Source organism: Mycobacterium sp. JS623, assembly GCF_000328565.1.
Taxonomy (GTDB): domain Bacteria; phylum Actinomycetota; class Actinomycetes; order Mycobacteriales; family Mycobacteriaceae; genus Mycobacterium.
Map to the genome: position 1 here is coordinate 1,053,363 of NC_019966.1, position 18,141 is coordinate 1,071,503.

General features: G+C 65.3%; 16 protein-coding genes and 1 pseudogene. 10 read left to right on the plus strand and 7 right to left on the minus strand.

The annotated features are described in order from the left end of the window. The first annotated feature begins 27 nt into the window (after positions 1 to 27). The 3 genes from MYCSM_RS04995 to MYCSM_RS05005 all read left to right on the plus strand — a co-directional run bounded on the left by MYCSM_RS04995 (position 28) and on the right by MYCSM_RS05005 (position 5,372). Complete coding sequence (locus tag MYCSM_RS04995) at positions 28 to 792, plus strand: SDR family NAD(P)-dependent oxidoreductase (protein ID WP_015305049.1); 765 nt, start codon at positions 28 to 30, stop codon at positions 790 to 792. After that, positions 789 to 2,000, plus strand: a complete 1,212-nt coding sequence (locus tag MYCSM_RS05000) for a zinc-dependent alcohol dehydrogenase (protein ID WP_015305050.1) — start codon at positions 789 to 791, stop codon at positions 1,998 to 2,000. The genes MYCSM_RS04995 and MYCSM_RS05000 overlap by 4 nt, the downstream gene beginning before the upstream one ends. Before the next feature lie 96 nt (positions 2,001 to 2,096). Beyond that, the gene (locus tag MYCSM_RS05005) at positions 2,097 to 5,372 is read left to right on the plus strand and encodes a helix-turn-helix transcriptional regulator (RefSeq protein WP_015305051.1); all 3,276 of its coding nucleotides are present in this window, start codon (positions 2,097 to 2,099) and stop codon (positions 5,370 to 5,372) included. Positions 5,373 to 5,379: 7 nt separating this feature from the next. Here MYCSM_RS05005 and MYCSM_RS05010 read toward each other — a convergent pair. Beyond that, positions 5,380 to 6,227: pseudogene (locus MYCSM_RS05010) on the minus strand (helix-turn-helix transcriptional regulator). 65 nt (positions 6,228 to 6,292) lie between these two features. On the opposite strand from MYCSM_RS05010, the gene MYCSM_RS05015 reads away from it, so the two are divergent. Then, positions 6,293 to 6,967 (plus strand): class I SAM-dependent methyltransferase, encoded by a 675-nt coding sequence (locus MYCSM_RS05015; protein WP_015305052.1) that lies wholly within the window; start codon positions 6,293 to 6,295, stop codon positions 6,965 to 6,967. Between the two features lie 80 nt (positions 6,968 to 7,047). Here MYCSM_RS05015 and MYCSM_RS05020 read toward each other — a convergent pair whose 3' ends face one another. Both MYCSM_RS05020 and MYCSM_RS05025 read right to left on the minus strand, forming a co-directional pair. Beyond that, complete coding sequence (locus MYCSM_RS05020; RefSeq protein WP_015305053.1) at positions 7,048 to 7,704, minus strand: L-fuculose-phosphate aldolase; 657 nt, start codon at positions 7,702 to 7,704, stop codon at positions 7,048 to 7,050. Next, positions 7,701 to 8,678: an NAD(P)-dependent oxidoreductase gene (locus MYCSM_RS05025; protein ID WP_198345000.1), complete on the minus strand. Its 978-nt coding sequence runs from the start codon at positions 8,676 to 8,678 to the stop codon at positions 7,701 to 7,703. The genes MYCSM_RS05020 and MYCSM_RS05025 overlap by 4 nt, the downstream gene beginning before the upstream one ends. 30 nt (positions 8,679 to 8,708) lie before the next feature. Between MYCSM_RS05025 and MYCSM_RS05030 the strand changes: the two genes are divergently transcribed. Further along, the gene (locus MYCSM_RS05030; RefSeq protein WP_041313259.1) at positions 8,709 to 10,034 is read left to right on the plus strand and encodes a xylulokinase; all 1,326 of its coding nucleotides are present in this window, start codon (positions 8,709 to 8,711) and stop codon (positions 10,032 to 10,034) included. Between the two features lie 69 nt (positions 10,035 to 10,103). Here the strand turns inward: MYCSM_RS05030 and MYCSM_RS05035 are convergent, their stop codons facing one another. Genes MYCSM_RS05035 through MYCSM_RS05050 form a run of 4 tightly spaced genes read right to left on the minus strand, consistent with a single transcriptional unit; the run spans position 10,104 to position 13,760 of the window. Next, positions 10,104 to 11,003 (minus strand): class I SAM-dependent methyltransferase, encoded by a 900-nt coding sequence (locus MYCSM_RS05035; RefSeq protein WP_015305056.1) that lies wholly within the window; start codon positions 11,001 to 11,003, stop codon positions 10,104 to 10,106. Positions 11,004 to 11,012: 9 nt separating this feature from the next. Continuing rightward, positions 11,013 to 11,912 (minus strand): class I SAM-dependent methyltransferase, encoded by a 900-nt coding sequence (locus MYCSM_RS05040; RefSeq protein ID WP_015305057.1) that lies wholly within the window; start codon positions 11,910 to 11,912, stop codon positions 11,013 to 11,015. A 10-nt stretch (positions 11,913 to 11,922) separates the two neighbouring features. Further along, positions 11,923 to 12,825: a class I SAM-dependent methyltransferase gene (locus MYCSM_RS05045; protein ID WP_015305058.1), complete on the minus strand. Its 903-nt coding sequence runs from the start codon at positions 12,823 to 12,825 to the stop codon at positions 11,923 to 11,925. Continuing rightward, positions 12,822 to 13,760 carry a class I SAM-dependent methyltransferase gene (locus MYCSM_RS05050; protein ID WP_015305059.1) on the minus strand — a complete coding sequence of 313 codons (939 nt, stop codon included), beginning with the start codon at positions 13,758 to 13,760 and terminating at the stop codon, positions 12,822 to 12,824. Before MYCSM_RS05050 ends, MYCSM_RS05045 begins: the two co-directional genes overlap by 4 nt. A 281-nt stretch (positions 13,761 to 14,041) precedes the next feature. Here MYCSM_RS05050 and secY point away from each other — a divergent pair, with 281 nt between their 5' ends. The 5 genes from secY to MYCSM_RS05075 all read left to right on the plus strand — a co-directional run bounded on the left by secY (position 14,042) and on the right by MYCSM_RS05075 (position 18,128). Further along, positions 14,042 to 15,379, plus strand: coding sequence for a preprotein translocase subunit SecY (gene secY / locus MYCSM_RS05055; RefSeq protein WP_015305060.1), 1,338 nt, complete (start codon positions 14,042 to 14,044; stop codon positions 15,377 to 15,379). Continuing rightward, on the plus strand, positions 15,376 to 15,924 hold the full coding sequence (locus MYCSM_RS05060; RefSeq protein ID WP_015305061.1) for an adenylate kinase: 549 nt from the start codon (positions 15,376 to 15,378) through the stop codon (positions 15,922 to 15,924). Before secY ends, MYCSM_RS05060 begins: the two co-directional genes overlap by 4 nt. A gap of 3 nt (positions 15,925 to 15,927) precedes the next feature. Next, entirely contained in the window at positions 15,928 to 16,725 is a 798-nt protein-coding gene (map, locus tag MYCSM_RS05065; protein WP_015305062.1) for a type I methionyl aminopeptidase, read from the plus strand. Between the two features lie 171 nt (positions 16,726 to 16,896). After that, a complete protein-coding gene (locus MYCSM_RS05070; RefSeq protein ID WP_232425780.1) occupies positions 16,897 to 17,391 on the plus strand; it encodes a sigma-70 family RNA polymerase sigma factor in 495 nt (164 codons plus the stop codon). After that, positions 17,388 to 18,128: an anti-sigma factor family protein gene (locus MYCSM_RS05075; RefSeq protein WP_041311359.1), complete on the plus strand. Its 741-nt coding sequence runs from the start codon at positions 17,388 to 17,390 to the stop codon at positions 18,126 to 18,128. The genes MYCSM_RS05070 and MYCSM_RS05075 overlap by 4 nt, the downstream gene beginning before the upstream one ends. Positions 18,129 to 18,141 lie beyond the last annotated feature (13 nt).

Sequence of the window (18,141 nt, forward strand, 5' to 3'; positions counted from 1 at the left end):
GCACACCGAATAGGCCAGCCTGAAGGCATGGCTTTTTCGGCGGCCGGCAAACGGGTGCTCATCACGGGCGCCTCGTCGGGGGTGGGTGCCGCGCTGGCTCGCGCACTTGCCGCGGACGGGGCGGTCGTCGGGCTGATCGCCCGTCGGGAGGGACGACTCGCCGAGGTGCTTGCGGACTGTCAGAAGGCGTCGCCGGCCACGCGGATGTGGGTCGCCGACCTGGCCGATGACGCCGGTCGCTTGGGACTGCAGGCGTGGGATGCACTCGGCGGGATCGATGTATTGGTCAACAATGCGGCAGTGCCCAAGCGCCGGGCGATTTCGGCGTTGACGCCTGCTGAGGTCGAGGCTGTCATGCAGGTGAACTTCTTCGCCCCGATGAGGTTGACCCTGGCGGTGCTGCCACGAATGCTCGAGCGGGGTTCGGGGATGATCGTGAACGTGTCGAGCGTCGGCGGTCGGCTCGGAATCATCCATGAATCCGCCTACTGTGCAAGCAAATTCGCGTTGTGCGGGTGGAGTGAGTCGCTGGCCGTGGACCTACACGCCACGGGCCTCACGGTGAAGCTGATCGAGCCTGGCCCCGTCGACACCGAGATATGGGACCAACCCGACAACGACGATCCGATTTACGACGGTCCCAAGTTCAGCCCCGATGAGGTTGCCGTCGGGATCATCGCCGCGCTGGGTAGCGACGGGTTTGAGCATTACGTCCCGGACATGAAGGCGGTGGTCGACCTGAAGAACGCCGATATCGACACCTACATCGCCGGAGCGGCGGGCATGGCATGAAGGCATTGGTCTTTGGTGTTCCGCCTGAACCGGTCGAGGTGCCCGACGCCCTGGCGCGATCGCCGGTCGGTTTGCGCGATGTGCCGGATCCTGTTCCGCTGCATGATGATTGGGCGATCACCCGACCGCGGCTGACCGGCATCTGCGGCTCGGACTCCAAGCAGATCCTGCTGGACTTCGGCGAGGGCGACGCCGACAACGCGTTAGCGGCCTTCTGTTCGTTCCCGCAAGTGATGGGTCATGAGGTCGTCGCCGATGTGGTTGCGCTGGGTGCCGCGGCACGTGGACTGGAGATCGGGCAGCGCGTCGTGCTCAACCCGTGGCTGTCATGTGGTCCGCGTGGCATGCAACCTCCTTGTCCGGCATGCGAAGTCGGCGACTACAGCCTCTGCTGGAGCTTCACGGACGGCGACATCAAGCCGGGCATCCACACCGGGGTGTCCGCCGATGTGACCGGCGGCTACGCCGAATTGATGCCCGCCCACGACAGCATGTTGTTCGCGGTGCCGGATTCGGTGCCCGACGAGGTCGCGGTGTTCGCCGACCCGTTCTCGGTGTCGTTGCATGCGATCACTCGACATCCGCCGCCGCCGTCGGGCCGCGTCGTCGTCTACGGGGTGGGCTCGCTGGGGCTGTGTGCGCTCGCGGTGCTGCGGGCGCTGTATCCGCAGGTGGCGGTCGCGGTGGTGGCGCGGTTCGACGCTCAGGCGGCATTGGCGCGCCGGATGGGCGCGGACCTCGTCCTCGCTCACGAACCACGCTTGGCGCTTGTCGAAGAACTCGCGGCATGGGGTGGTGGCCGGCTGCGGCAGCCGTTGCAAGGTCTGCCGATGGCGTATCCCGGCGCGGTCGACGTCGTCTACGACACGGTTGGCAAGCCGGAGACGTTCGAGGTCGGAGTGCGCGTGCTCAAGGCGCGGGGAACGCTGGTGAAAATGGGCGTACATGCGCCAGGCCGGTGGGAGTGGAGCCCGTTGTATTTCAAGGAGATCAGCTGGGTGGGCTCCAACGCGTTCGGCGTCGAGGAGGTCGAAGGCAAGCGTCAGCATGCGATCGAGCACTATCTGGATCTGGTCGTCGATGGTCGAGTTGACTTGCGTCCCATGCTGACTCACACGTTCCGGCTAGAGCAGTGGCGCGAGGCGTTCCTTGCAATCGCGAATCAGGGGGAGAGTCGTGCAGTGAAGGTGGCCATCGACTTCCGCTAAGCCGAGCGGTGCAGGTCAGAATTTGCGTAGTGAAGGGCCGCCGTATACGGGTTTTCGCTGATGTTTGGGACCCGCGGCCTCCGCAGGATGGCTAGCATGAGCGGAACTGACTGGAGCGACGTAGTCATGAGCGAGCTGCCGACCGGAACGGTGACGTTGCTGCTCGCCGATGTCGAAGGCTCGACCCGGTTGTGGGAAACACAGCCCGATGAGATGACCGCCGCCATTGCACGCCTCGACCGCGTACTGGCCGATCTAATCGCCGCCCACGACGGAGTACGACCGGTTGAACAGGGGGAGGGCGATAGTTTCGTGCTCGCGTTCGCCCGAGCGAGCGACGCGGTCGCGTGTGCGTTGGAATTGCAACAGAGCCCGCTGACACCGCTCCGGCTGCGTATCGGCGTGCACACCGGAGAGGTACGCCTACGCGACGAGGGCAACTACATCGGTCCCGCGATCAACAGGACCGCGCGGCTACGCGATCTCGCTCACGGTGGCCAGAGTGTGCTCTCGGGCACTGTTGAGGATTTGGTCGTCGACTCGCTCCCGGCCGATGCGTGGTTGACCGATCTTGGTACACACGCCCTTCGCGACTTGCCACGGCCTGAACGGGTTGTGCAGCTGTGCCATCCCGATCTGCGCAACGAGTTTCCGCCATTGCGCACACCTTGGAGTGTTGGTACGCATAACCTTCCGACCCAATTGACCAGCTTTATCGGCCGGCAGGCGCAGATGGCCGATGTGCGAGCTTTATTGGCCGACAACCGGCTCGTGACGTTAACCGGTGCAGGCGGTGCCGGCAAGACGCGTCTCGCCATTGAAATCGCGGGTCGCCTATCGCCCGAATTTGCGAACGGCGCTTGGTATGTCGACTTGGCGCCGACCGCCTATGCCGAGGTCGTGCCGGTGGTGGTGGCCCGCGCGCTCGGCCTACCCGACCAACCCGGCACTTCGACCCTCGAAACGCTCGTGCGGTTCGTCGGCGACCGCAAGATGTTGATCGTGCTCGACAACTGCGAACACCTGCTCGAGGTGACAGCGTCCCTGATGGTTGGGCTCCTAGCTTGTCCGGGGTTAACGGTTCTCGCGACGAGCCGTGAGCCGATCAATGTGCCGGGAGAATTGACCTATCTGGTGCCGTCGCTACCGCTGGAGGACGAGGCGATCAAGCTGTTCGCCGACCGGGCCCGCCGGGTGCGACCCGATTTCAGCGTGACTGATGACAATGCCGCGACCGTGACGGAGATCTGCCGCCGTCTCGACGGTATGCCGTTGGCCATCGAACTGGCGGCGGCGCGCGTGCGGGCGCTGTCCCTCGACGAGATCGTCGGCAGTCTGCACGATCGCTTCCGCCTATTGACCGGTGGCGCTCGAACTGCGGTGCGTCGACAACAGACCTTGCGCGCGTCGGTGGATTGGTCGCATGCGTTGCTCACCGAGCCCGAACGAATTCTGTTCCGTCGGCTCGCGGTATTCCAGGGCGGGTTCGACCTGGACGCCGCCCAAGCGGTCGCTGGCGACACCGAGGTGGAGCGCTACCAAGTTCTCGATCAAATCGCCCTACTTGTCGACAAGTCGTTGGTGGTCGCGGAAAATGCCGGTGGCCGAACGAGATACCGGTTACTCGAGACGGTCCGACAGTATGCACAGGAGAAGCTCGGCGAGTCCGGCGAGGCGGAGGCGGTGCGGTCACGTCACAGGGATCATTACACCTCGACGGCAGGCTTGCTCGACGCTCCCGCCCGCAGTGATTATCACCAGCGAGTCGAGCAGGCAGACGAAGAGATGGACAATCTCCGAAGCGCATTCGGGTGGAGCGCTGAAACCGGCGACATCGGGCGAGCGTTGGAGTTGGCATCTTCCCTGCAGCCGCTGTGGCTAACCCGGGGCCGGATCCAGGAAGGGCTCGCCTGGTTCGACGCCATCCTCAGCGGCGAGAACGCAATTCATATCGAGGTGGCGCCTGCGGTGCGGGGGCGCGCGCTCGCCGACAAGGCGGTCCTCGATGAGTTTGTCGGCGTCTACAGCTTGGCTGAGGCCGAGCAAGCCCTAACGATCGCGCGCGAACTGGATGATGCGGCCCTGTTGGTCCGGGCACTCACCGCCTGCGGAAGCGCTGCAGTTTACGACTCTGAGGTGGCCGGCAGATACTTCGCCGAGGCGATCGACCTGGCGCGGGCGATCGGGGATCACTGGAGGTTGAACCAAATTCTCAGCCAGCAGGCTCAAGCGGCGTTCGTCGCCGGCGACGCATGGGCCGTGCGGACGGCCTCCGAAGAAGGTCGCGACCTTGCCAACGCGATCGGTGATCGTTTCGGATCGCGGCAGTGCCGGTGGCGGCTCGCCGGTGCGCATGTGCAAGAAGGCAACCTAACCGAAGCGATTCCTCAATTGCGCGAGCTGGTTGCCGAGGCCGAAGCCGATCACGACGTGATGTTGCGGGTCACCGTGCTCCTGGTGCTGCCGATGGCCCTGGCGTACCACGGAGACACGAATGGGGCACGGGTTGCCGCCGAGGCCGCCATCGAATCTGCCGCGGACCTGGGTGATCTTTACGTGGGTGCGAGCTATATCTCGTTGATGTGCGCACACCTCGCTGCCGGTGAAGTTGCACTAGCGGCGGACGCGGCCGACGCTGCCTGGTCCCGCCTGAGTGGCTATCGCGAGCTTGCGGCCCTCCAGGCTGCGTTTATCGCCCAGGCTGCTTGGGCGCGCGGTGATCTTGCCGCCGCCCGACAATGGGCGGACGATGCCATCGCGGCAACAACCGGGTGGTACTTGAGGGAGGCGCTGACGGCGCGTGCCCGAGTCGCAATTGCGGAGGGTGAGCCGGCCGAAGCCGAGCGCAATGCCCACGATGCACTTAAGTGCAGCGCCAGCGTCAAGGCGTACCTGGGCGTCGCAGAAATCCTCGAAATCCTTGCACGTCTAGCCAGTGACGCCGGCAACCACCGAGAAGCGGTGCGGCTCTTCGGCGCAGCGGATGGCATCCGTCAGCGTACCCGCGAAGTGCGGTTCCAGATTTACCAAGCCGACTACGACACGTCGGTGACAGTGCTTCGTAATGCCATGGAAGATACAGACTTTGACGATGCCTGGGCTGAGGGTGCGGCGATGAGTACCGACGAGGCGACTGCCTACGCGCTGCGCGGCCGAGGTGGACGCAAACGACCCGCGTCCGGCTGGGCATCGTTGACACCGACCGAGCGTGACGTGGTGCGCCTGGTGGGCGAGGGTCTGGCCAATAAGGACGTCGCCGCAAGGCTTTTCGTTTCGCCCCGTACTATCGAGACCCACCTCACCCACGTTTACACCAAGCTCAGCCTCTCTTCGCGGGTCCAACTCGCGCAAGAGGCAGCGCGGCACGCCTGACCGCTGACTACATCCGGCGGCCACGCCATTCCCGCGGCGATGCGCCGTGCGTGCGGCGGAACTGCCTGCTGAAGTATCCAGGATCTGAGATCCCCACGCGCCGAGCGATTTCCGCGACGGATAGGTCGGTTTCGGACAGCAGGTCGCGGGCTTCGGCCATGCGGCGTTCGATGATCCATTCCTGCACGGTGCGACCGGTACGGCGGCGTACGACCGTGGTCAGATGACCCGGCGTCATACCGAGCTCGCCCGCGACGTCGCGTAACGATAGTGGCTCGCCGCGCCGGCGGTCGATCACCGTGAACACCTCCGCCAGCAGCGGCTCACCGCTGCGTTGCAGATCGCCGACCACATCACAGGCCAGCCGAGCGACGTCGATCAGCAGCAGCGTCAGTTGTGCCAGCGCAGCCTGCCGGTAGCCCTCCTTGCGCTGTGCGAGTTCGGATTCGATCGACGCGATGGCCGCTGACCACACCGGTTTCGCGCCGAGGGCACGGTCAGCTGAAGCAGCCCGCTGGACTGGCCGTGGACGAACGGGAAGAGCAGCGGGTGAGCACGCCATGACGGCCAGGGCGATCGCCCGTCGCCGTCGAGTGCGGATGGATCGAAGAACAAGCCGACCCCGCTGTCTCGATGGGGCACCTGGCCAGGGTCTACCGCAGCTCCAGGAGCGACCACGTAGACCACCCCCGCAGTGCAGGCGTACCACAGCACCGGGAATTCGTGAATGTGCACGCGATGTTCGAGGATGCCGTCGGCCCGGATGACCGAGACCGGTGGCGTGTCAGAGTCAGCCCGGTACTGATAGACCGGCATGCCGTCGCGATGACGGACCAGCCGAGAAGGCGGGGGCATGTGACCAAAGATAGTCCAACTATTGCCGACGATCACCCAACATCTCTGTGCGACTGCGGGTAACTATGAATCACATGACCGAATATCGTCCCGATGCCGCTGCCCGCGAGCACGACTACCTCCCTGCATTCGGAAAAGACGCGCTGCTTCCGTGCTACGACCTGCTGACCCGCGTGCTCGGAATGGGCAAGAACTACGACGCGCTCGTCGCACAGGCGGAGCTCACCGAAGGGCAATGTGTGCTGGAGATCGGCTGCGGAACTGGCAACGTCACGGCGCGCATCAAACGCGCTGCACCGGGTACCGACGTGATTGCCACTGACCCGGACCCGCTTGCGCTGGCCCGGGCACAACGGAAAACGCACGGGTTGACGGGTATTCGGTTCGAACGGGCATATGCCCAGCAGCTGCCGTTCGCGGATGGCACGTTCGATCGGGCATTTTCCTCGATGATGCTCCATCATCTCGACGAAGACGTGAAAGCCGTTGCAGCGACTGAGCTTTACCGGGTGCTGCGCCCTGGCGGGCAACTACACATCGTCGACATCGGCGGGCACACCACCGCGCACCATGGTTTGGCGGCCCGGTGGATGAAGGATAATCCCCATGCCACAGGCAACCTCGACGACGCGATCCCGCGGCTGCTCAGATCGGCGGGGTTCGAGTGCGCGGAGGTCGGCACCCGACGGAATCGCCTGATCGGCCAGCTCTCGTTCTATCGCGCCGTCCGCCCCGCCTGACCACCTGCGCGAGCGACCCCGTTTGTACGGAATTTGGCGGCGTGTCGCGGGCAGACACGGTCGCTCGCGGGGAATGAAAATTACATCGGGTTCTGACGGAGGTAGCCGTACACCGCGCCGAAGTTCCGGTTGACCTCGTCGGGAATCGGCACCGGACCGCCGAGAGCCCGTGCACCCCAGACGATTTGGGCGGTCCGCTCCACTAACGCCGTGACGTGCAGCACCTTGTCGGGCCGTGGGCCGACCGCGACCAGGCCGTGGTTCGCGATCAACGCCGCCGCGCGGCCCTCCAAGGCCTTCACCGCGTTGGTGCCGACATCGGGCGTTCCAGAAGCCGCATACTCCGCGCACCGAATCTCTCCGCCGCAGTACACCGCGAACTCATCGACGGCGGCCGGAATCGGCTGGTGGGCAACGGCAAACATGGTGGCCCACACCGGATGGCTGTGGATCACGCTGCCGATGTCATCGAACGCCTGATAACACGACAGGTGCAGCTTCATCTCTGACGACGGCGACCGGCCTTCCTTGGCCTCCATCACTGCCCCGTCGGGGTCGACCACGACGAGGTCGTCCAGCGCCATGTCGGCGTAGTCGACCGACGACGGGGTGATGACGAGGTTGCCGTCCTCCCGGCGGGCGGAGATATTGCCCGCAGTGCCCTCGACAAGGCCGCGGCGCAACATGTCCTTGGCGGCGGCCAGCACCGCGTCAGCCGCGTTGTCGACAAATCTCATCGAGCCAGCACCTCCGGGTTGACGATGTGCGCGGGCGGTTGTCCGGACAGGAGCGCCTCGAGGCCGTCGGCAACGGTCTGCGCCTGCCGGGCCTCAGTGTTCCACGTCGCCCCACCGATATGCGGGGTCAGGACCACGTTCGGCATGCTCGCCAGTGGATGATCCGTTGGCAACCACTCACCGGCGAAGTGATCGAGCCCCGCGGCGGCCACCTTGCCGGTGTGCAGCGCCTCGACCAGGGCGTCGGTGTCATGCAGCTGAGCCCGTGCCGTGTTGAGAAACACCACGCCGTCGCGCATCGCCCTGAACTGCGTCGCACCGATCATGCCCGCCGTCTCGTCGGTGACCGGCGCGTGCAACGAGACGATGTCGGCTTCGGCGAGCAGGTCGTCGAGGCTGTGACTGGCCGCCTCGTTGTAGGGGTCGTACGCGATGACGTTGGCCCCGAGCCCCTCCAGTCGCCACTTCAGCGCCCCCGCGACGGCGCCAAGCCCGACGAGGCCCGCCGTCTGCCCGGCCACCTCCCACGCTCGGAACCGCTGGTAGGGGATCGTGCCGTCGCGAAACGCCTGGCCCGCCCTGACATCCGCATCGGCGGTGAGCAGGTGGCGGGTGACACCGAACAGCAGCGCGATCGTCATCTCGGCGACCGCGTCGGCATTGCGTCCCGGCGTGTAGAGCACCGGCACACCCGCCTTGGTGGCGCCCGCGACGTCGACGTTGTTCGGGTCGCCGCGCGTTGAGGCGACCGCCCGCAGCGGCAGGTCGAACACCGGACCTCTGACCGAATCACTCTCGACGACAAGCACATTCGCGTTCTCGGCCGACGCGCGTTCGGCCAGTTGCTCGGCGGAGTAGATCCGCAACGGCGTCTGGTCGATCCACGGGTCGTAGACGACGTCCGCCAACCCCTGGAGTTTCGCAAAGCCGACCCCGCGCAAAGGCGCCGTCACGAGCGCTCGAAGTCGCGTCACGACTGCTCATGCTGGCGTACGGTGACCCGCGTGTCAGCAAAAGCGGTCACAATCGGCATCGACATCGGCACCACCGCCGTCAAAGCCGTGGCCGCCGACGAGAACGGCGGGGTGATAGCCAGGACACGAGTTCCTCATCAGCTGCGGGTGCCTGCACCGGACCGTCTCGAGCACGACGCCGACGAGGCGTGGCGGCGCGGACCGTTGGCCGCGCTGGAGCAGCTGGGCATACCCGATGCCGCTGCCGTGGCCGTGACGGCGATGGTGCCGTCGCTGACCGCCGTCGACGACGTAGGCGAGCCACTGACACCCGGCCTGTTGTACGGCGATAGTCGAGGCAGGGGAGCCGCGTCCGGCGACGCGTCGATGTTCTCCGGCGAGACCATCAGATTCCTGCGGTGGACGGCACGAGAGGCGCCCGATGCGAAGGGGTACTGGCCGGCGAGCGCGGTGGCCAATCACGCGCTCGCGGGCGAGGCGGTCGTCGACAACGCCACCGCGAGCACGACCTATCCATTGTTCGACGGCACCGGCTGGAACGAGGGAGAGTGCGCGGAGTGCGGGGCGACGGCCGATCGCATGCCGACCGTCGCGCCGACGGGTGCTGCGGTCGGCCACGTGCGCGACACCGACGCCGTGCTGGCCGCGGGTTCGGTCGACGCGCTGTGCGAGCAGGTGGTCGCTGGCGCTGATCGCGATGGCGATGTGGTCGTGCTATGCGGCACCACTTTGATCGTGTGGATCACCATTCCCGAATACCGCGAGGCGCCGGGACTGTGGACCGTGCCCCACGCGGCAGCGGGCAAGTTTCAGACCGGTGGGCCGAGCAACGCAGGCGGCCTGTTCCTCGGCTGGGTGGATCAGCTTGTGGCCGAGGATAATTCGACGGTCGACCCTGGGCGAGTGCCGGTGTGGTCGCCATATGTGCGAGGGGAGCGGGTGCCGTATCACGACCCGGATCGCCGCGCGGTGCTCGACGGGTTGAACCTCATGCACGGCGGCGCAGCGGTACGCCGCGCCGGCTACGAAGCATCGGGTTTCGTTGTGCGTGAACTCATCGAGCGCAGTGGAGCACCCGCCGCCAGGATCGTGGCGACCGGGGGAGGCACTCGGGTCCACCCATGGATGCAGGCGATGGCCGACGCCACCGGCCTGCCCGTTGAGGTGTCTGCCGTTCCAGAGGGTGCGGCCTTGGGTGCGGCGTTCATCGCCAGGGTGGCGGCGGGCCTGGAAGAATCGATCGCCGATGCGGCCCGGTGGGCATCGACGGAACACGTCGTCGAACCAGATCTTTCATGGGCCAACGCGATGCATGACCGCTACGCCCGATTCCGCGAATTGGGTGGACCGCCGTAGCGACGAGTGTGGACTTATCGCACGCTTTTTCGCGTCCGGCGTGCGTTAACCCCACGCTCGCGACCGCCGTTACCGCTTGACCGCGCTGACATAGCTGAGGTTGGAGAAGAACCCGATCGTTTCGTTGTCCGGGAACTCAAAACCATTCGCGGCGTAGGCCTCTCGCATGGTCTGTGCAGTCACGTCCCAGCCGTGCGCCGTCAGGTATTCGATGACGTGGCTGCGCTCGCCGTGATAGATCAAGTCCTGAATCTCGATATCGCTGCCGTACTTCTTCATCCGGTCGCTGATCTGCTGCGAGCGTTCGTCGGAAAACATGCTGACGTCCGGGATGTGCTCGGTTGCGACCCGGCTGCCGGTGGCGCTGAGCTCGTCGATCCGATCGAACAACAGGTCCTGGGCCTCGGGCGGAAGGTAGATCAGCAGGCCCTCGGCGATCCATGCGGTGGGCTGTGCCGGATCGAACCCGTTGGCCAGCAGCGCTTTCGGCCAGTCGTTGCGCAGGTCGATCGCGATGGTGAGCTGGTTCGCCTTGGGCTTTGCGTCCAGGCCGGCCAGTGTCTTCGTTTTGAAGTCGATGACCTCAGGCTGGTCGAGTTCGTACACCGTCGTGCCGTCGGGCCAATCCAAGCGGTAAGCCCGCGCGTCCAAGCCGGCTGCAAGGATCACCGCCTGGCGTACACCCGTGGCCGCGGCGTCGGTGAACAGCTTGTCGAACCAGCGGGTGCGCACGGTCATGCCCTCGGCGGCCCGGCGCATGTCGAATTCCGGGTCCACGTCGCCGAAATCGATCTCACCGTCGAGTGCCCGGATGAAGAAGTCAAGTCCGACGGCGCGCACCAGCGGCTCGGCGAACGGGTCGTCGATCAGGCCCTCACGGTTTGACAGCGCCCGCTGCGCCGCGACCATTGTTGCGGTCGCGCCAACGCTGGACGCCAGGTCCCAGGAATCACCTTCTGTACGTGCCATGTCGATCTCCTAGTTGAGGATTGCCGAGAGATATCCGCTGTCGCCCGCCAATGCGGTCAGCTCATCCTCGGGATACTTGAAACCATTCATTGCGTACGCTTTTCGGTTCGGACGGACGGCAACGTCCCAGCCCTTCGACGTCAGGTATTTGTCTGCCGCGTTGCGCTCGGCTGTATAGAACAACTCGGTGAGGTCGAGATTGGACCCCATCCGGCGAGACCGCTCCGAAAGCCTCTCCGTCCACTCGTCGGGCGATCCCTGGATGTCCATGTGCTCGGTGGCCAGCCTGCTGCCCGGTGCACTCAGCGCGGTGATGTTGTCGAACAACCGGTCCTGAGCTTCGGGGGGCAGGTAGATCAGCAGGCCCTCGGCAATCCACGCGGTCGGAATATCAGGGTCAAACCCGCCGTCCTGCAACGCCGCGGGCCAGTCGTCGCGCAGATCAACGGGCACTGCTCGGTGGTTCGCGGCGGGCTCTGCGCCCAAGTCTTGGAGCACACGGGTCTTGAACTCGAGCACCTGCGGCTGGTCGATCTCGAACACCGCCGCCTCCCTCGGCCACCACAGCCGGTAGGCACGAGTGTCGAGTCCCGAAGCCAAAATCACGGCCTGCCGAATGTCGGCGGACACGGCGCCTATGAAAAAGTCGTCGAAATACCGTGTGCGCACAGCGATCTGCTCACACATCTGCCGGCGGTTGAACAGCGGATCGTCGCCGTAATCCAGTTCGCCGTCCGCCAACTTGTTGAGGTGCTCGAGGCCAACGGCCTTGACGAGCGCGTCGGCGTACGGATCGTTGATGAGGGGATTGGGCTGCTTGGACGCCAACGCGCGCGATGCGGCCACTCCGGTGGCCGTTGCACCCACGCTGGAGGCCAGATCCCAGGTGTCGCCGTCAGTTCGGGGCATAAAACGGTTCCTACGTTCGCGTCGCGATGACGGCCAGTGAAGTGCTAAGCGGCGCAACGTCATCGGTGGCGGGAAATTCTCGGCCATAGCGGGCGAACACCTCAGGCCGGGTACTGGCGGACACCTGCCAGCCCTGCCCGGCCAGGTAGTCGACCACCGCATTGCGCTTGCCGCGGTAGAACAGTTGCGTGAGGTCGACGTCGAACCCGTGGTCGCGCCACGGATTTCCCATGGTCTTGGCGCGTTCGCTCATCGCGGCTCCGCCATCGGGGTGATACTCGGTGGCCAGCTGGCTGCCCGGTGCGCTGAGCCCGGTGATGCTGTCGAACAGCCGATCCTGCGCGTCGGGAGGCAGATAGGCCAGCAGGCCCTCGGCACTCCACGCCGTCGGTTGGGTCTCATCAAACCCGCTGCGGCGCAACGCAGCTGGCCAGTCGTCACGCAGATCGACGGCTACCGCGTGGCGCTGCGCCGTTGGCGTCGCGCCGATGGCCTCCATCGTGGTGGTCTTGAACTCGATGACTTTCGGTTGATCAACCTCGTACACCGTCGTGCCCGCAGCCCACGGCAATCGGTACGGCCGCGCGTCGAGGCCGCTGGCCAGGATCACCGCCTGCCGGATGCCCGCCTTGCCGGCTCCCACGAAGAAGTCGTCGAAGAACCGGGTGCGGACCGCCATCACGTCCACCATGACGCGGGGCCCGCCTGATTCCACGGCGGTCAACGGGATCTCTCCATCGACCAGCCGGGTGAAGAAGTCGACGCCCACCGCGCGCACCAGGTCCGCGGCGAACGGATCACTGATCAACGGCTCGGGTTCGAGGCTGGCCAGCGCCCGCGCGGCGGCGACCATGGTTGCCGTCGCCCCGACACTCGACGCCAGATCCCAGCTGTCGGCGTCGGATCGGGTCATCGGTGCGCTCCCTTCAGCACGCCGCTTACGTACTGAAGCTCGCCGAAGTTTCCGTCTTCCTCGACCTCGAGAGGCGGCAGCCCGTTGGCGGCGAACAGCTCCGTGACGCTGCTTCGGCTCAGTTGCCAGCCGTGCTCACCGAGGTAGGCGGCCGCCTCGTTGCGGTCGCCGAGGTAAACCAGTTCAGCGAAGTCGAGGTCGAAGCCGTGGTCGCGCCACTGCGCCGACGCGGCTTGCATGCGCGCGATCGCCTTCTCGTGATCGTCCGGATTGATGTTCGGCACGCTTTCCACCGCCACCCAGCTGCCCGGCGCGCTGAGTTCGGTGACGGTGTCGAGCAGCCGGTCCTGCGCATCGGGGGGCAGGTATCCGAGCAGGCCCTCTGCGCTCCACGCTGTCGACTGGTTCGGGTCGAAGCCCTCTTCGATCAGCACCGAGGGCCAGTCGTAGCGCAGGTCCATCGCGACGGTGCGCCGCTTGGCGGTCGGTTCCGCGCCAAGCTCGGCCAGCACCCGGGTCTTGAACTCGATCACCTCGGGCTGGTCGATCTCGTAGACCGTCGTTCCCGCCGGCCAGTGCAGCCGGTAGGCGCGTGAATCCAGGCCCGACGCGAGAATGACCGCTTGGCGGACGCCGGCGGCCCCGGCGGTCAGAAAGAAGTCGTCGAAGAACTTGGTCCGCACCGCCATGTTGTCGGTCATCCGTTGCATGCCGACCGACTGGCTGTCCTTGTCGAGATCCTCAGGGCGTAGGTCGCCGGTGACGAGGCGGGTGAAGAAGTCCATGCCTACTGCCCGCACGAGCGGTTCGGCGAATGGATCGTTGATCAACGGATTGTCGGCAGCGGTGGCCATCGCGCGGGCCGCTGCCACCATGGTGGCCGTCGCCCCGACGCTCGATGCCAGATCCCACGTGTCGTTGTCCGTGCGTGCCATCCCTGAAAACCCCTTGTTGCCGTAGTACAAAGCCGTTACTTAGGTGATGTAACGACCCGTCGCCGACTGTACGCTCCGATTCTTAAAGCAGGCCGTGCTGCAGTTGCCCGCGATGGATGCGGGGAAGCAGAACCTCAACTGTTAGTCTCGTAGACTGTTTGACGCGTGACTTCGCAGGCTACGAGCCTGACAGAGGTACGCGCAGGACCTAAACCAAGACGCTGGTGAAACCAGCCCCATTCGCACGCCGGGATCTACGGGTCGGCTGCGCAGGAGGAAGAGTGCTCTCGGCTTTCATCTCTTCGCTCAGGACAGTCGACCTGAGACGAAAGATCCTGTTCACGCTCGCCATCGTGATCCTGTACCGGGTCGGCGCGTCCATCCCGTCGCCGGGCGTCAACTACCCGAACGTGCAGAAGTGCGTGGCGCAGGTCAGTGGCGGTGACTCGGCGCAGATCTACTCGCTGATCAACCTGTTCTCCGGAGGTGCACTACTGCACCTGACCGTGTTCGCGGTCGGCGTGATGCCCTACATCACCGCGAGCATCATCGTGCAGCTGTTGACCGTGGTCATTCCGCGCTTCGAGCAGCTGCGTAAGGAGGGCCAGGCCGGCCAGGCCAAGATGACGCAGTACACCCGCTATCTGGCGGTTGCGCTGGCGATTCTGCAGGCCACCAGCATCGTGGCGCTGGCCGCGAACGGCGGGCTGCTGCAGGGCTGCACACTCGACATCATCCAGGGCCAGAGCCAGGGCCTGAACATCTTCACGCTCGTCGTCATCGTGCTGGTGATGACTGCGGGCGCCGCGTTGGTGATGTGGATGGGTGAGCTGGTCACCGAGCGGGGCATCGGCAACGGCATGTCGCTGCTGATCTTCGCCGGCATCGCCGCGCGTATCCCGGTCGAGGGCAAGACCATCCTCGACAGCCGCGGCGGCATGGTGTTCGCGCTGGTCTGCGTGGCGGCGCTGGTGATCATCGTCGGCGTGGTGTTCGTCGAGCAGGGCCAACGACGCATTCCCGTGCAGTACGCCAAGCGCATGGTCGGCAGGCGCATGTACGGCGGCACGTCGACGTATCTGCCGCTGAAGGTCAACCAGGCCGGCGTTATCCCGGTGATCTTCGCGTCCTCGCTGATCTATATCCCGCACCTGATCACCCAGCTGATCCGCAGCGGCAGCTCCAGTCCCGGAAACACGTGGTGGGACCGGTTCGTCGGCAACTACCTGACCAACCCCGCTGACCCCGTGTACATCGCCATCTACTTCGGGTTGATCATCTTCTTCACGTACTTCTACGTGTCGATCACGTTCAACCCCGACGAGCGTGCTGACGAGATGAAGAAGTTCGGCGGCTTCATCCCCGGCATCCGCCCTGGCAAACCGACTGCCGACTATTTGCGCTACGTGCTGAGCCGGATCACCCTTCCAGGCTCGATCTACCTGGGCGTGATCGCCGTCCTGCCGAACCTGTTCCTCCAGATAGGAAACGGCGGCGGCGTGCAGAACCTGCCGTTCGGCGGAACTGCGGTTCTAATCATGATTGGCGTCGGGTTGGATACGGTCAAACAGATCGAGAGCCAGCTGATGCAACGCAACTACGAAGGGTTCCTGAAGTGAGAGTCGTTCTACTCGGACCGCCCGGCGCGGGCAAAGGCACTCAGGCGCAGAAGCTGTCCGAAAAGCTCGGCATCCCGCAGATCTCGACCGGGGACCTGTTCCGCAAGAACATCAGCGAGGGCACCCCACTGGGGGTCGAAGCCAAGCGCTACCTCGACGCAGGCGATCTGGTGCCGTCGGAGTTGACGAACAAGCTGGTCGAGGATCGCATCGAGCAGGAGGATGCGGCTGCCGGGTTCATTCTCGACGGCTACCCCCGCTCGGTAGAGCAGGCCAAGGCGCTCGATGAGATGCTGAAGAACCACGACACCAAGCTCGACGCGGTACTGGAGTTCCAGGTCTCCGAGGCGGAGCTGTTCGAGCGGCTCAAGGGCCGCGGTCGCGCCGACGACACCGAAGAGGTCATCCACAACCGGATGCAGGTGTATCGCGACGAGACCGAGCCGCTGCTCGAGTACTACAGCCACAACAACCTGCAGACGGTCGACGCGGTAGGTGCACTGGACGAGGTGTTCGCGCGGGCCCTGCGGGCGCTCGGCAAGTAATCCATGATCGGCCTTCCGGGGCTGCGCAGCCGCAAGGTCGTCGCGCAGCGCAGCGCCGGTGAACTCGATGCCATGGCGGCGGCGGGGTCGCTGGTGGCCTCCGCGCTGTTGGCCGTCCGGACGGCGGCCGCGCCTGGCGTCTCGACGCTGGCGCTGGACGAGATCGCCGAATCCGTCATCCGCGACGGCGGCGGTGTCCCGTCGTTTCTCGGGTATCACGGCTTCCCGGCCAGCATCTGCTCATCGGTGAATGACCGTGTGGTGCATGGCATTCCGTCGGCAAGTGAGAAACTTGCCGACGGTGACCTGGTGTCCATCGACTGCGGTGCGATCCTCGACGGTTGGCACGGCGACTCGGCGGTCACGTTCGGCATCGGCGCGCTGATCCCCGTCGACGAGGCCCTGTCAGCGGCCACCCGTGAGGCGATGGAAGCGGGAATCGCGGCGATGGTGCCCGGTAACCGGCTGACCGACGTTTCGCATGCCATCGAAACTGGGACGCACGCCGCGCAGGCGCGCCACGACCGGAAGTTCGGCATCGTCGCTGGTTACGGCGGGCACGGCATCGGCCGCCAGATGCACATGGACCCATTCCTGCCCAACGAGGGCTCGCCGGGACGCGGGCCCTACCTGGCGCCGGGGTCGGTGCTGGCCATCGAACCGATGCTCACCCTCGGCACCACCAAGACCGTTGTGTTGGAAGACGAATGGACGGTCGTCACCGCCGACGGGTCGCGCGCCGCGCACTGGGAGCACACCGTCGCCGTCACCGACGACGGTCCACGAATCCTCACCGTCTGAATTTTCGCGCGCGAACGTGGGTTACCAACACGTCGCAAGCACCTGCGGCGTGTATCAAGCCCACATTCGGCAATAGGCCGCGCACCGGCCGCATCCTGCGTGTAATGAACCTGAGCACCACCAACGTCGTATCTAAGACGGAGGTTGGTAGTGGACGATCCAGAAGCCGCCATGATGCGGGTGCTTTATGACGAGCACGCCGCGGCTCTGTGGCGCTATGCCCTGAGGCTCACTGGTGATCAAGCGCGTGCGGAGGACGTGGTGCAGGAGACGCTGCTTCGGGCTTGGCGTCACCCCGAGGTGACCGACGAAGTCGAACGGTCGGCCAGGGCGTGGCTGTTCACCGTGGCGCGCAACCTGATCATCGACGAGCGCCGCAGCGCGCGATACCGCAACGAAGCCGGCACCCCCGACCTCGAGCAGGTCGCCGACCGGGCCGCACCCGACGAGGTGGACTCCGCATTGGACCGACTGCTGTTGGGCACAGCCTTGAGCCAGCTGTCCGAGGAACACCGTGCCGTGATCCGCCGGTCCTACTACCAGGGCTGGACTACCGCACAGATCGCCAAGGATCTTCAGATCGCGGAAGGCACGGTGAAATCCCGGCTTCATTACGCGGTTCGGGCGTTGCGACTCAATCTGCAGGAAATGGGGGTGACACGATGACACAATTCGGTTTTCCCCTAGGCGGTGATCTTATGGACGGCGATCGCTACGTGACCTGGGATGCGGCCTATGTCCTCGGTTCACTGACGAGCAGCGAACGCCGCGAGTACGAGGCTCACCTGGAGACCTGTGAGCGGTGCCGATCGGCCGTCGCCGAGATCAGCGGCGTCCCTGCGCTACTGGCGATGATGGATCTCGAGGATGTCCGTGCGCTGGATGAGGAGCCGCCGGAATCCCCGCCGCTTCGGCCCGAGGTGCTCGATTCGATCCTCGACAAGGTGCGGTGGCGCCGTAGGCGGTCGCGCTGGCTGACGTCGGCCGCGGTCGGGGTCGCCGCCGCACTGCTGGCGGTTGGCGTAGTGATCGCTATTCGTCCCGAGATTGTGGGCCTTGCGGACTACACCCCGCAGGGAACCACTCAGGCGATGGACATGGCGAAGGTGTCGGATACTCCGATCAACGCGTCGATCACGTTGACCGGATTCGGTTGGGGCACCCGCATCGACATGGCTTGCTCGTACGGCGAATGGGGTCAAGCCGGCACCATCCCTCCGCAGAACCTGGGCATGGTCGTGGTGGGCCGCGACGGCAGCCACACCGAGGTAGCCACGTGGCTCGGCTTGTCGGGCGCGACGGCGCTGCCGAGTGCTACCACTCCGATGCAGAAGGACGAAATCGCTGCGGTGCAACTGATTTCGTCTGACAACGGAAAGGTTTTGCTGGAAAGACACTTGTGATCCCGGCCACTTG

Bases quoted from the DNA above. Each gene is read 5' to 3' on its own strand.
- MYCSM_RS04995 (WP_015305049.1), top strand. From the start codon at position 28: ATGGCTTTTTCGGCGGCCGGCAAACGGGTGCTCATCACGGGCGCCTCG.
- MYCSM_RS05000 (WP_015305050.1), top strand. From the start codon at position 789: ATGAAGGCATTGGTCTTTGGTGTTCCGCCTGAACCGGTCGAGGTGCCC.
- MYCSM_RS05005 (WP_015305051.1), top strand. From the start codon at position 2,097: ATGAGCGGAACTGACTGGAGCGACGTAGTCATGAGCGAGCTGCCGACC.
- MYCSM_RS05015 (WP_015305052.1), top strand. From the start codon at position 6,293: ATGAATCACATGACCGAATATCGTCCCGATGCCGCTGCCCGCGAGCAC.
- MYCSM_RS05020 (WP_015305053.1), bottom strand. From the start codon at position 7,704: ATGAGATTTGTCGACAACGCGGCTGACGCGGTGCTGGCCGCCGCCAAG.
- MYCSM_RS05035 (WP_015305056.1), bottom strand. From the start codon at position 11,003: ATGGCACGTACAGAAGGTGATTCCTGGGACCTGGCGTCCAGCGTTGGC.
- MYCSM_RS05040 (WP_015305057.1), bottom strand. From the start codon at position 11,912: ATGCCCCGAACTGACGGCGACACCTGGGATCTGGCCTCCAGCGTGGGT.
- MYCSM_RS05045 (WP_015305058.1), bottom strand. From the start codon at position 12,825: ATGACCCGATCCGACGCCGACAGCTGGGATCTGGCGTCGAGTGTCGGG.
- MYCSM_RS05050 (WP_015305059.1), bottom strand. From the start codon at position 13,760: ATGGCACGCACGGACAACGACACGTGGGATCTGGCATCGAGCGTCGGG.
- map (WP_015305062.1), top strand. From the start codon at position 15,928: ATGATCGGCCTTCCGGGGCTGCGCAGCCGCAAGGTCGTCGCGCAGCGC.
- MYCSM_RS05070 (WP_232425780.1), top strand. From the start codon at position 16,897: ATGATGCGGGTGCTTTATGACGAGCACGCCGCGGCTCTGTGGCGCTAT.
- MYCSM_RS05075 (WP_041311359.1), top strand. From the start codon at position 17,388: ATGACACAATTCGGTTTTCCCCTAGGCGGTGATCTTATGGACGGCGAT.